Source organism: Terriglobia bacterium, from assembly GCA_032252755.1.
GTDB lineage: Bacteria > Acidobacteriota > Terriglobia > Terriglobales > Acidobacteriaceae > JAVUPY01.
In genome coordinates, this window is the sequence record JAVUPY010000029.1 from 98,522 (window position 1) to 110,949 (window position 12,428).

General features: G+C 58.5%; 12 protein-coding genes. 2 read left to right on the forward strand and 10 right to left on the reverse strand.

The window, feature by feature from the left end; genetic code table 11:
- The first annotated feature begins 124 nt into the window (after window positions 1–124).
- Window positions 125–367, forward strand: coding sequence for a hypothetical protein (locus tag ROO76_07405; protein ID MDT8067980.1), 243 nt, complete (start codon window positions 125–127; stop codon window positions 365–367).
- 98 nt (window positions 368–465) lie between these two features.
- Entirely contained in the window at window positions 466–831 is a 366-nt protein-coding gene (locus ROO76_07410; protein ID MDT8067981.1) for a response regulator, read from the forward strand.
- 89 nt (window positions 832–920) lie between these two features.
- Here ROO76_07410 and ROO76_07415 read toward each other — a convergent pair whose 3' ends face one another.
- The 10 genes from ROO76_07415 to ROO76_07460 form a co-directional block, all read right to left on the reverse strand.
- Window positions 921–1,283 carry a hypothetical protein gene (locus ROO76_07415; protein ID MDT8067982.1) on the reverse strand — a complete coding sequence of 121 codons (363 nt, stop codon included), beginning with the start codon at window positions 1,281–1,283 and terminating at the stop codon, window positions 921–923.
- A 170-nt stretch (window positions 1,284–1,453) separates the two neighbouring features.
- The gene (locus ROO76_07420; GenBank protein MDT8067983.1) at window positions 1,454–1,693 is read right to left on the reverse strand and encodes a DUF4342 domain-containing protein; all 240 of its coding nucleotides are present in this window, start codon (window positions 1,691–1,693) and stop codon (window positions 1,454–1,456) included.
- Window positions 1,694–1,719: 26 nt separating this feature from the next.
- Window positions 1,720–2,490, reverse strand: a complete 771-nt coding sequence (locus tag ROO76_07425) for a hypothetical protein (GenBank protein ID MDT8067984.1) — start codon at window positions 2,488–2,490, stop codon at window positions 1,720–1,722.
- A gap of 136 nt (window positions 2,491–2,626) precedes the next feature.
- Window positions 2,627–3,466, reverse strand: a complete 840-nt coding sequence (locus tag ROO76_07430) for a proline dehydrogenase family protein (protein ID MDT8067985.1) — start codon at window positions 3,464–3,466, stop codon at window positions 2,627–2,629.
- A 262-nt stretch (window positions 3,467–3,728) separates the two neighbouring features.
- Window positions 3,729–4,661: a thioredoxin-disulfide reductase gene (trxB, locus tag ROO76_07435; GenBank protein ID MDT8067986.1), complete on the reverse strand. Its 933-nt coding sequence runs from the start codon at window positions 4,659–4,661 to the stop codon at window positions 3,729–3,731.
- A 37-nt stretch (window positions 4,662–4,698) separates the two neighbouring features.
- Window positions 4,699–5,424, reverse strand: a complete 726-nt coding sequence (locus ROO76_07440; GenBank protein ID MDT8067987.1) for a hypothetical protein — start codon at window positions 5,422–5,424, stop codon at window positions 4,699–4,701.
- Between the two features lie 31 nt (window positions 5,425–5,455).
- Entirely contained in the window at window positions 5,456–8,104 is a 2,649-nt protein-coding gene (locus ROO76_07445; GenBank protein ID MDT8067988.1) for an ABC transporter permease, read from the reverse strand.
- Window positions 8,101–8,445, reverse strand: a complete 345-nt coding sequence (locus ROO76_07450) for a PadR family transcriptional regulator (protein MDT8067989.1) — start codon at window positions 8,443–8,445, stop codon at window positions 8,101–8,103. Before ROO76_07450 ends, ROO76_07445 begins: the two co-directional genes overlap by 4 nt.
- Before the next feature lie 156 nt (window positions 8,446–8,601).
- Window positions 8,602–11,097 (reverse strand): ABC transporter permease, encoded by a 2,496-nt coding sequence (locus tag ROO76_07455; GenBank protein MDT8067990.1) that lies wholly within the window; start codon window positions 11,095–11,097, stop codon window positions 8,602–8,604.
- A 152-nt stretch (window positions 11,098–11,249) separates the two neighbouring features.
- Complete coding sequence (locus ROO76_07460) at window positions 11,250–12,374, reverse strand: isomerizing glutamine--fructose-6-phosphate transaminase (GenBank protein MDT8067991.1); 1,125 nt, start codon at window positions 12,372–12,374, stop codon at window positions 11,250–11,252.
- Window positions 12,375–12,428 lie beyond the last annotated feature (54 nt).

A 12,428-nucleotide genomic window follows, 5' to 3' on the forward strand; every position in this document is an offset into this window, starting at 1 on the left:
TCTGGCCCTTTGTCACAGGGGAAAGTGACTGGCCCGGGCTGCACAATTCCGCCGTCCCGTGTCACCGATGGGGACATCATCCGCCTTTGAATCGGCATCTACTCACGGCGAGGAGTCGTCTGCCTTGGATTGCGCTACATGCCACCATCTGGAGGCAGTCGTCTCAAAGGCAAGCCGGGATTGGGCCTTCGCCGAGCAGCTCGCCGAGGTGAGTGGCTGGATGCCCGAGCTCGCAAAACCCGCGCGCCGAAAGGCGGAGTCTGCCCGGAAGGAGTACGACTTGGCTGTGCGCGCCTTGGCTGAGCACCACGAACAGTGCCATGCGTTCAAGTCTCGAGATGCCAACGGGGCTGGCGGAGTCTCCTAGAAATACACCCCCTGTACTCTTGTCTTATAGACAACGGACTTCATCCCCTTCACAATCGGGTGCAGTCAGTCACAAAGAATGGTCTTGGAAAGGCTGGTATGTACGCAGTCCTGTGCATCGACGATCAGATACGATCCATCAGCGCTCTGTCGATCATCGTCCGGTCCTGCGGGTATATCTGCCTCTCCGCCCAGGATCCTGACGAAGCCGCATCAGCCTACAGCCAGAGCAAAGTCGATCTTGTCATCCTGAACAATGATCTGGTCGGGGGAAATGCGCTGGCGCTCGCCAAGCGCCTGAAGCAGCTAAACGATGTGCCGCTCATCCTGCTCTCCGGGACTTCTCTCGTCGAAAAGCCGCTCAACGTCGACCTCGTCGTGCATAAACCACTCGACGCGCGGGAGTTTACGAAGATGCTGCAGTGGATCGTCAGCAAGTCTCGAACCGCTTCGTCGGTAGCCTAACTAGCTCCCTGCCCTGCATCTACCGCAGTTGGCAGATGTGGGTTGGTCGTCGCCCTTGACAGGCTGATGAGTTGCGAACTGGGGAAGGGTTACCGTTCTCCCGCGACCTTACGTTTTCCCCCGAGGAACGAATCCACCTCTCGCAGGACCTCGTGTCCGTTAACGGGCTTCGGACAAAGCAGGTCGACGAAACCCATGGTGGGAAGGACGTCGCTGAGGCCAGCCAGCATGATGAGCGGAACGTTGCGTTGCGCCTTGAGGGCCTGCGCCAATTTCTCGCTGCCGGGTAGTGCATGGTCGAGGATGACCAGGTCGGCACCGCTTCCCGCGAACGCCCCCTGTGCCTCTTCGGCCGACTCCGCCGAGATACAGATGTAACCGCGTGACCGCAGCACCAGAGTTACGCTGTGCAGCGTGTTAGGTTCTTGTGAGATACAGAGGATTGCGTACACGGCTCACCTCTCTCTTGGGAGTTGCGGAATAATACCCTGAAGTCGGCAAAATGACGAGACCGTTTCTTTGCAGCAACAATTGACCCTCTCGTCAATAACCACGGGCCTAATACCGCCCCGGACAGTCTTCTCCTCTATGTCCCACATCTGCCGTCGTCAGCAGATCTGGGTCAGTCCACCTTCTCCACCACGATCTTGCACTTGGTCACCAGGGCGGCCAAAGCTCCCACTGCCGCCAGTACTGGCGCCAGCACCGTCCCCACCGCTGCAACTGCCAGCGGGATTTCTACCAGCGTCTTATCGTGTTCATCGCGGATGATGATCCGGCGGGCCATCCCGCTCTCGACGATTTCTTTGAATTTCCGAACCAGGTCTTCGCCGTTAACGTGAAACTCTTCTGTGCGTGCCATAGTGTGATTCTAGACCGTCCGCGGGCCTACTGTTTTGTGAACGTGATCAAGTTGCCGCTGCTCAAACATCCTCCACCCATTACCTGCTCAACGGTGTTGAATGAGGTAGCTGTTGCAGGATCTTCGAGCACACCGGCATACATCAGTTGGCCGCTTCCACCGTCAACCTCGCTGGTATCCACAACGATTCCGACCATGCCACCAAGCACCAGCGACTGTGAATTAACCGTGGCCGAAACCACGCATGGTGATCCAACGTACTCGACTGTGCCGCTCAGCGGAAAGTACCCCTCCAGGCTGGGAGTCTCCTGCTGCGTAAGCTTCAACGTAATTGCGACCGAGGCTCCGTTGATAACCTCGGTAGCGTTCCACGTTCCGGTGAGCGGCGGGATATATGTTCCTGTAATGTTGCCGTGTGCCCCGTCATCACACGTTCCACTCACGGAGTAAGTGCCGGTGACGGACTTCGAATTCGAAATCGTGCCGGTTATCTTTACGACTACCGTCGTGCCCGTCTGTAGTGTCAACGAATTTCCGCGAATGCTCCCTGTAACGGGCGCGCCGTTCATCAACGACACACAATCCGGGAGACCGATATACGCCACTCCCGAGACCGTTGAACCGGTCTGCGTGAGGTTGCCGCCGAAGAAAAAGAATTGGTTGGAATCCACCGTCGGTGGGTAGAACGTCCAGTTCCCGCTGGTCAAGGTAGCCGGAGGCTGGCTATCGGGACCGTTGCCGCCGCCGCAAGAGGCGAGCAACATGCCAAGAACCACAACGGTGAAAACCCTCTTCATGGGCGATCCTCGGGACGAATCTGCCCAAAAAACTATCACCGACCCGGGAAATGGCAAGCCGCGGTATCACGAAGCGAAGTGATATTCCGCGGCTTCGAAATGAACTTTAAGCTTGTAGCTCGCGATTCGGTACTCGTTACCCTCGCAAGATATTCTTCGCGATGAAGAATACGTTCGCCGGCCGCTCGGCCAGGCGTCGCATCAGGTACGGATACCACTCCGTGCCGAACGGAATGTATACGCGCATTCCCCACCCTTCTTTCACGAGCGCTTCCTGCAGGTCACGGCGAATACCGTAGAGCATCTGGAACTCGAAGCTGCTGGGCGAGATATTTTCGGCGCGCGCCCAGTTCTTTATCTCGCTAATGATACTTTCGTCGTGCGTGGCCAGGCCGTGGAAGGTACCGCTTTTCAGCAGGTATTTCGCCACATTGAGGTAATTGGCATCGACCTCGGATTTCGGCTGGAACGCGACCTCTGGCGGTTCTTTGTACGCGCCCTTGCAGAGACGGATGCGAATGCCCTCCGAGCACAATAGTTTCGCGTCATTTTCGGTTCGCCGCATATACGACTGCAGCACCGTTCCAACCCGTCCCTTGTTGCCATTCCGGTTGTGCAGTGCGCGTGTGAAGTCGATCGTCCGCTGCGTGTAGGGCGAGCCTTCCATGTCGATGCGAATGAAGCTGTTGATGGAAACCGCGTGCGCCAGCAGTTCGTTCACGATGTCGTGCGCCAGCTTCTCGTCGACGTCGAGGCCCATGTGCGTGAGTTTCAGACTGACGTTGGCATCCAGCTTGCGCTTGTTGATCTCGTCGAGTAGTTGGTGATACAGGTCGCGGCTGTGCAGCGCCTCGTCGCGGCTGGTGACGTTTTCGCCAAGGTTGTCGACGCTGACGCGAATGCCCAGTTTATTGACCGCTTCGGTCGCATTAAGGAGTTCTTCGACCGTGGTTCCGGCCACAAAGCGGCGGGACATCTTCTGTCCCATCGCAGAACGTTCGGCAAAATGTCTTAAGGATTTGCTTTCAGATAGCCCAATGAACAATGCACGTAACATTACGGCTCCGCGGGCACACGCCCGGATGGATTCAAGTAAGGTCGCCGGAGGTGCGACCATAGTTTGTATCACATGCGGGGCGATTTCGCGGTATGACCGTCGTCACGGAAGGCAGGTACATGGCTCAAGGTGCAAGGTTCAAGAGTTTTTCATGGCCCCTTGCGCCTTGTGCCTTGCACCTTTATTTTCCGTGTTCTTCCAGGAATCTCTCGACTTCCATCGCCGCCATGCAACCGGTTCCGGCGGCCGAGATAGCCTGCCGATAACGCCGGTCCTGCACGTCACCGCAGGCGAACACGCCAGGAACGCCGGTGAAGACATAGTCGCGGGTGCGAATGTAACCGTCGCCGTCGAGATCGATAAGGTCCTTGAACATCGAGGCATTCGGGATATGGCCGATGCCGAGGAACATCGCCGACGTCGGAAAGTCGTGGCATTTTCCAGTCTTCACGTTCCGCAGCTTCAACCCCGTTACTTCCTTCTTCGCCGGCTCCTGAACTTCCTCGACAACCGTGTCGAGCAGGAAATCGATCTTCGGATGCGCCTTGGCGCGGTCAAGCATAATCTTCGAGGCGCGGAAGGCATCACGACGATGGATCACCGTGACCTTGGTAGCAAAGCGGGTCAGGAAGAGTGCTTCCTCCATGGCCGAGTCTCCTCCGCCGATCACCGCGATCTCCTTGCCGGAAAAGAAGAAGCCGTCGCAGGTCGCGCAGGACGAAACTCCATGACCGATCAACGCCTGCTCGCTCGGAAGTCCAAGCCACCGCGCGGTCGCTCCGCTGGCGATAATCAGGCTGCTGGTCTTGATTTCCTCCTTACCAAGGTAGAGCGTAAACGGACGCGAGGTCAGGTGAACCTTGTTCACGTGCGCGGTCTTGAATTCCGCTCCAAAGCGCTCCGCCTGTTTGCGCATGTTGTTGATCAGTTCCGGCCCTTGAATTCCCTCGGGAAATCCCGGGAAATTCTCAACCAGTGTCGTAAGCGAAAGCTGGCCGCCAGGCTCGTGGCCTTCCAGGACGAGTGGTTTCAGGTTGGCGCGGGCCGCGTAGATCGCGGCCGTAAGTCCGGCGCATCCGGATCCCATGATGACTGTGTTGCGGATTTCTTCCATGTGTTGATTGATTCCTTACATTGAGAAAAGATTCGACTCAGGGTTTTCGCTTCGACTTCGGACGGCTTGCCGCCGGCGGTCGCTCGGCCGTTTTCGGCAGGTCTTGCGCCACCACGGTGCGCGCGCCCATATGTTCCCGGTAGGCATTCAGGATTTCTGATGCCTTCTGGAAGAGCGGCTCGTAGGCGGATTGGTCCGCCCCGGGGCAACGCGCCAGCACAAGCGAGGACTTTCCGAACCGCTCCAGGCGAATTCGATCGGCAGGCGTTTGCGTACTAACCACCTGCGCGGGATTGGGCAGCGATTCGACCTCATCCGAAATCGTAACCTGCAAGACATCTTTCGGCTCGCGAAACCGAAATACCAATAGCTCGTCCGCCTTGTCACCGGTGAGGCTGAACGTGTACTGGGCGTTGAGATAAGGCGAACTATCAATAAACTCTTTGCGAATCCGAACCCAGCGCGAGAGTTGCGGCGGGCCCGGCCTGGCGTCCGGACCAGCCGAAAGTGCATCCTCGGCCACCGTCGTCCGCCCACGTGCAATTTCGAAGTCGGTGCTGAAACGCGGCACGGCCGGAAGCCGCTCAAGTGCCGCCAGTATCGCGGCCTTCTCGCCCGTCCCGGGGGTGCAGACGTTGAGGTAGTTAACCTTGATCTGCGGCTGTTGCGCGGCCTGCTGCGCCGACAGAGTGCCGGCAAACCCAAGGAGCGCTACCTGCAGGAAATTGGCTGGGAGTTTCACCGGGGCAATTGTAAATGACAAGACAATGTCCCGGAAATGCACTTTGATTCAGTTATTCCGTGCGCAGTGCATCCATCGGGTTAAGCGAGGCCGCCCTCCGAGCCGGGAGATAGCTCGCCAGGATGACCGCGACCGCCAGCACCAGCACGACAACGCTCAATGTACCCAAGTCCCACGCATGAACCTGGAACAGGAGCTTCCGAAGCAGGGTTGCGGCAACAATAGAGGAGACGATACCGAGAATGATTCCCATGGCCGCAAGTCGCCCTGCCTCCTTAAGGATGAGTTGATACACGGAGCTGCGCTGCGCGCCGAGCGCCATTCGCACTCCAATTTCGCGTGTCCTGCGACCGACGGAATAGGCGATGACACCGTACAGTCCGATAATCCCGAGCAGGAGTGCCAACGCTGCGAAACCGCCAATGAGGTATGCTGCGGAGCGATGCAGATATGCAGTCGGCGAATCGTTGATGCGCTGCATCATCGTGGTTTCATCCAACGTGCCAACTCCCGGGTCGATCTGGCGAATTGTAGACACGATCGATGGCAAGAGAGACGCTTCCGACTGCGAACTCCGCACTATCACGCTCAGATAATTCTCTGGACTTTGATCGAAGGGAAGGTATTCGGCCGGCATGATCTCGCCATCGAGCGACGCCTCCCGGATATCGGCGACGACCCCGACAATCTCCCGAAGAGACTTTGGCGTCAGCGTCGTATCTCCGATCTTCTTGCCGATCGGATCTTGCCCAGGCAGGAACTTGCGGACAAACGCCTCGTTTACGATAACTACGTTTGGGTGTGAGGCATCGTCGGTTTCGGTGAACTCCCGCCCGCGCAGGAGGGGAGCCTTGATCGTCCTGAAATATCCTGCGCTGACTTCCCTCTCGTTGGTCTCATGATGTTCGCCGTTATAGGGCATGCCGACAATCCGGATCCAACTGGTGTTTCCGTTACCGCTGACTGGAAGCCTGCTGCCAATCGCGACGGAAAGAACACCGGGCAAACGCTGAACACGCCTCTCAATCTCATGCGCAAATGCGACTTGCTGCTCATTCTTTCCATACTTTTCGTCAGACGCACTAACGGTTAGCGTCGCCAGGTGTTGCGGCTCGAATTCAAGATCTACGTTCAACAGGTTATAAAGGCTCCGGGTCAGCAATCCAGCCCCAACCAGGAGCACCATCGCGAGCGCCAGTTCCACGACAACGAGGTTGGAGCCGAAACGTTTCCACATCGTGTTCGAGGCGGCACGACTTCCCTCGTTTAGATCAGCTCTCATCTCCGTGACGGAGAGGCGCATCGCGGGCGCAATCGAAAACATCAGCCACGAAAGCAGGGCAACTCCGACCGCGTACAGCAGCACATGCACAGTCATCCCAACGTCCCGCAAGTAAGGCATGCTGAACAGGATGTCCTCGGAGAGCATTCCGATCAGGACGCGCATCGCCAGATACGCAGCAGCCAGTCCGGCGGCCAGGGAAACAGCCACGAGAACAAATGCTTCGGTGATGAACTGTCGAATCAGGCGCGAAACAGAAGCACCCAGCGCGCCGCGGACCGCGACTTCGCGACGGCGGGCTTCGAACCGCACCAGCAGGAGACTCACGACGTTCACTCCGGCAATCAATTGCAGCAGGCCGGAGCCGGCGAGCAGGACCAGCAGAATCGGCCTGACATCGCCGACGATGAGTTCGTAGAGTGGTTGTACTACGGCGCCCTGATCCCGGTTCGAGTCTGGATACTGCAACTCGAGTTGGCGGGCGATGGCCTTCATGTTCGCCCGAGCGGCCGCCACGCTGATCCCTTCCCTGAGCCGCGCAATGCCATAGAGGTTATGGCAGCTTCGTCGAGTCTCGCACAAGCCGCCGGGACGGAGTGGAACCCAGAATTCTGCATCCCCGCGAGGCGGAAAATAGAAGTTGCGCGGAAGCACGCCAACAATAGTCGTCGCTGTATCGCTCAGCACGACAGTCTTCCCAATGACGTCGGCTCGGCCACCGAATCTTCGCTGCCAGGCACCATAGCTCAGGATGACGGTGTTGGGGGCGTCAGGCTTGTCCTCTCCGGCATAGAAATCTCGGCCAAGAACCGGCTTCACGCCCAGGGTTCGGAAGAAGCCATCGGTGACTCGCGCTCCGGAGACCAGGTCAACCGCGTTACCGGCCTTCATCATGAATCCGCGGCCGGTGTAAATGTCCATCGAGCTGAAGACGTGATTCAGTCTCTTCCAGTCGAGATAATCAAGATAAGAGAGGTTTGCCCGAGGGAAGACGGATGCGCTCTCGGTGACATCGACCAGCCGGTTGGGGTCGCGATACGGTAGCGGTTTCAGCAGCGTTGCATCGACGAAGCTGAAAATCGCGATGCTCGCCCCCATTCCGAGCGAGAGCATCAGGATCGCGGTGATCGTGAAACCCGGGTACCGCGTCAGTTGGCGGACGGCGAAACGAATGTCTTGCAGAAACTTCTCGATGGATGGAATGGTCCCGCGCTCGCGATAAGCCTGGGTGGTCTGTTCTGTGCCGCCGAGCTTGAGCATGGCGTCGCGACGAGCTTCTTCCGGAGTCATCCCAGCCCTCAGATTGTCATCGATGTGCATCTGCAGATGAGATTGGAGCTCTTCATTGAATTCACACTGACGACTCCGGCTTGGAAAAAGGCCGAAGAAGCGGACGAGAAATACTCGGAGCTTTTTCATGGCAAATCCTCCCCGGTCGCGAGGAATCGCGCGAGGATTGCCGTCGCCTGCTCCCATTCACGAGTTTCCTTTCGAAGCTGCGCGCGGCCAGAACGTGTGAGCCGATAGAACTTCGCCTTGCGATTGTTCTCGGAGACGCCCCACTCCGAAGTTATGGAACCCTCCTGCTCGAGCCGCAGTAACGCGGGATAGAGAGTGCCGTAGTTCAGCGAGAGAAGATCCCCGCTGGTCTGCTCGATGCGGCGGGCGATGCCGTACCCGTGCAGCGGCCCCATCGTTTCCAGCGTCTTCAGCACCATTAGTGCGAGTGTTCCTTGCCAAACGTCGGTCTTGTCTCCCACTATCGCTCCTATTGCTTTCCCATAGTTGTCATATTGGATAGCCATAGATACTGGCATAGCTTGGACGGAGAAAGCAAGTTGGGGTTAGGAGAATAACAGGGCTCAAACAAACTCGCATGTGCTCGCCACCGCGCGAGCACACGGCACAACGAAGTTCTAGTCCTCGCGCAGTGCCTGTATCGGTTCCACGGTGGCTGCCCGGCGCGCCGGGATCAGCGACGCCATTGTCCCGATCAGCAGGGCGATGAAGACAACGGCTCCGTAAGTCAGCAAGTCGAGCGGCCGCACATTGTAGAGGAATCCGGTGATCAAGCGTCCTGCCAGTGCGGCAAGCACCAGGCCAGCAACGAGACCACCGGCCAGTAGAACGGAGCCCTGCTTGAGAACTAGATAGGCCATGCTTTCGCGCGTGGCGCCGAGAGCCATGCGAATGCCGATCTCGCGGCGTCGATAGCTGACCAACTGCGCCAGCACGCCGTAGAGTCCCGCGACGACCATAACGACCGCGAGTCCCGCAAATGCGGCGATCAGGTAAAGACCTAGGCGCTCCGAGAAGATGTGGCTGCTCACGATCTCGCGCATGGCCTTGAAATTATCCAGCGCGTAGTTGGGCGCAACGTCGTGGAAGATGGAACGCATTTCGGGGGCGACGGGAACATCCCCACGGGTCTTTACGACAAACGTGATGATGGTCTTGAGCAATGCCGGGTAGAAGAGCGACGTCGTCGGAACCTGCTGGTAAGGCACAAACAGCATTGGGTGCGCCTGTTGCCCAACTTTGTCGTCGGTCTGATCGGCGATCACGCCGATGATCGTGTAGGGGCGCAACATCCCCGTATCCTTGCCGCCCAGATCGATCTGGTGCTGCAGCGGATCTTCATTGGGAAAGAATTGCTTCGCCAAAGTTTCATTTATGACGATCACGTAGGGCGCGGCTGCATTGTCGTCATCGGTGATCATGCGGCCGCGTACAACTGCGGTGCCCAGTGTCTTGCCGTAGTCGCCGCTCACGGCAGTGATCCGCGCATCGAGCTCATGGCCGGGATCCTTGGGCCGTCCGAGAACCTCGAAGCTCGTGCCCAGTTGTACGCCAGAAAGCGGCGGTGCCGTTGCAAGCGCGGCGTCTTCTACTCCGGGCGAGTGGCGAATGCGGTTGAGCACGGGCGCGTAGGCGGTGACGCCGACAGAGGTGGGTGCGTTCGCGATGTCCGGTGAAACCAGGAGGTTGGAGAAACCAGCGGCGTCGGCAGGCATCGCCGTGAACGTCGTGATTCGGGAGACGTCGAAGCCAAGGCGCGTGTGCTCAAGGTTCCACAACGTATGGAACAGTAGTCCGGTTCCGCACAGCAGCACAGTCGCGAGTGCAACTTCTGCGATGACGAGCGCGCGGGTGAGGCGTCCGCTGGCGGAACGCGAACCGACTCCGCGCGAACCAGCCTGGAGCGCCGGTTGCGGATCGGTTCGGCCGGCGAGAAATGCTGGGGCGATCGAGGAAACGACGGTTGTGAAGGTAGCGATGGCAGCCAGCAGCAATACAACGTTCCAGTGAACCGCGATGTAACTCGCGCTGGGAATCGTGTCAGGCGGTAGTTTGGAAACTCCAATCAGGATTATCTGCACCAGAGCAAAGCCGAAACCGCAGCCGAGCAGGCTGAGCACTGCGCCTTCCGTGAGCATCTGGCGGACAAGACGTGCGCGACCGGCGCCGAGAGCGGCGCGTACGGCAAATTCATGGCGACGCGCGATACAACGTGCGATCAGCAGGTTCGCGACATTGGCGCACGCGATGAGCAATAACAGCGCAAGCGCTCCCAGCAGCCCATAAAAGACGGGGCGAACCGGCCCGGTCAGCATCTCCTGGTAGGAACCAGTGACGAACCGCAAGCCCCTCTCATTCTTGGGATCGACGCGAGCGATGTAATTTGAGACCTGGCTCAGGTCGGCGCGCGCCTGCTCGATCGACACACCGGGTCGAAGTTGTCCGATGATGCTGAAGAAGTGATACCCGCGATCGTTCAGCATCTCTCCCGTGGGCTGAATCGGCAGCCAGACACCGTCGGTGATGTCGTGGCCCATTTCCTCGGGAAAGCGGAACGACTCGGGCATCACGCCGACGATCGTGCGCGGGATGCCGCCGACGCGAACAGCTTTGCCGAGGACGTTCGGGTCGGAGTGAAAACTCGACCGCCAAAGTCCTTCGGAAATAATGACGGATTGCTCGCCGTTGGGCTGCCCTTCGGCTTCGGTAAACGTGCGTCCCAGTAGCGGCTGCGCGCCAAGCATCGGGAACGTGTTGGGCGTGACATGCGGAGCGACAACGCTAATGGAGCGGTCTTTCGTTTCAACGACACTGACGTCGCTGGAATAACCCGCGACGGCAGCGAAGACGTGCGACTGATCGCAGATGTCGCGATAGTTCAGCCAGGACGTTGTTCCCTGTCCGGTCTGCAGTTTAGTACCCGCCTCAATCGCTACGAGGCGATTGGAATGCAGGTATGGCAGCGGTCGCAGCAGGACGGCGTTGACGATCGTAAATAGCGCGGTGTTCGCGCCAATGCCCAGCGCTAACGTGACAATCGCCAGCGTTGCAAAACCTTTGGCTTTCCACAGCTGCCGGAACGAGGAACGCAGATCCTGGACGAGAGTCCCCATGCAAGTCTCCGAAACCCTTCGCTTAGAGCACGTTCGGAGCCAAAGTCCGCGTGCTTAAGCCCTTGAAGAATGGCGGTACTGAAGTTCAGAAGTGAAGATCGTGTCCGATATTGACGCAACTTGTCCGAAAACGAACAGTGAAACTTCGGCCATTACTCCCGGGTCACAGCCTTCACGAGATTGCGAGGTCTGTCCACGTCAACACCGCGCAGTCGCGCGACGTGATAAGCAAACAACTGCAGCGGAACAATTTCGACGAGCGGAAGCAGCAGTTCCGGCGCGCTGGGGACTGTTATCACATCCTTCGTGAGCGCGTGTACCTCTTCGGCGGCGTCGCTGACGATCGCAATCACGCGAGCTCCGCGCTCCTTGACATCGCGCATGTTCTGGACGGTCATGTCATAGCGCCGCGCTGAACCTGAATCATTGCCGTCGCGAGTCGCAATGAAGACGACCGGCATAGTTCCATCGATGAGAGCGTAAGGGCCGTGCTTGATCTCGCCAGTGGGATAAGCCTCGGCGTGTATGTACGAAGTTTCCTTGAGCTTCAGCGCGCCGTCGGCAGCAACTGGGAAATGAATGCTGCGGCCCAGGAACAGGAAATCCGCCGCAATCGCGTATTTTTCCGCGAGCGACTGGCAGGCGGAATCGGCCGCGAGAACCGCCTCAACCTTTTCGGGAACGGCGCGCAACGCTGACAGCAGTTCGCGCTCCCGCTCGCGATTCATGGTGCCGCGAACCCTCCCGAGATGGATCGCCAGCAGCAGGCATGCTGCCATCTGTGCCGTGAAGGTCTTGGTCGACGCGACGGCGATTTCCTTCCCGGCGTGGGTATAGAGAACGCTCTCTGCCGCACGCGCCAGCGACGACCCTTCCACGTTGACTATGGCAAGCGTGCGTGCACCGCACGACGCGGCTCTTCGCAACGCTGCCAGCGTGTCTGCCGTCTCACCAGATTGAGTAATGAAGATAGCGAGTTCGCCGTTCTTGCACTCCGTCGCATCGCTGTACTCGAATTCGCTGGCGTAGTCGACCGTGACGGGCAAACTCGCCAGCTTCTCAATCATTATCTTCGCCATCAAGCCGGCGTGACGGCTGGTGCCCGAAGCGAGAATGACGATGTCGCGCAACTCTCGCAACACCGACGACTCCAGGTGCAGACCTTCGAGAACAACCTCATCATCCGGCGAAACGCGCCCGGCGATCGTCTGCCGTACAGCCGCAGGGTTCTCGAAAATCTCCTTCAACATGTGGTGCGAAAATTCGCGTGTCGACATTCGTTTTCATTTCCGTTCGTACCGGCGCTCAGCGCCGAAGATATAATTCCGTAG

What these genes read in the sequence shown, in the direction of transcription:
- ROO76_07410 (MDT8067981.1), top strand. Translation starts at nt 466, where the DNA reads ATGTACGCAGTCCTGTGCATCGACGATCAGATACGATCCATCAGCGCT.
- ROO76_07420 (MDT8067983.1), bottom strand. Translation starts at nt 1,693, where the DNA reads ATGGCACGCACAGAAGAGTTTCACGTTAACGGCGAAGACCTGGTTCGG.
- ROO76_07425 (MDT8067984.1), bottom strand. Translation starts at nt 2,490, where the DNA reads ATGAAGAGGGTTTTCACCGTTGTGGTTCTTGGCATGTTGCTCGCCTCT.
- ROO76_07430 (MDT8067985.1), bottom strand. Translation starts at nt 3,466, where the DNA reads ATGTCCCGCCGCTTTGTGGCCGGAACCACGGTCGAAGAACTCCTTAAT.
- trxB (MDT8067986.1), bottom strand. Translation starts at nt 4,661, where the DNA reads ATGGAAGAAATCCGCAACACAGTCATCATGGGATCCGGATGCGCCGGA.
- ROO76_07445 (MDT8067988.1), bottom strand. Translation starts at nt 8,104, where the DNA reads ATGAAAAAGCTCCGAGTATTTCTCGTCCGCTTCTTCGGCCTTTTTCCA.
- ROO76_07455 (MDT8067990.1), bottom strand. Translation starts at nt 11,097, where the DNA reads ATGGGGACTCTCGTCCAGGATCTGCGTTCCTCGTTCCGGCAGCTGTGG.
- ROO76_07460 (MDT8067991.1), bottom strand. Translation starts at nt 12,374, where the DNA reads ATGTCGACACGCGAATTTTCGCACCACATGTTGAAGGAGATTTTCGAG.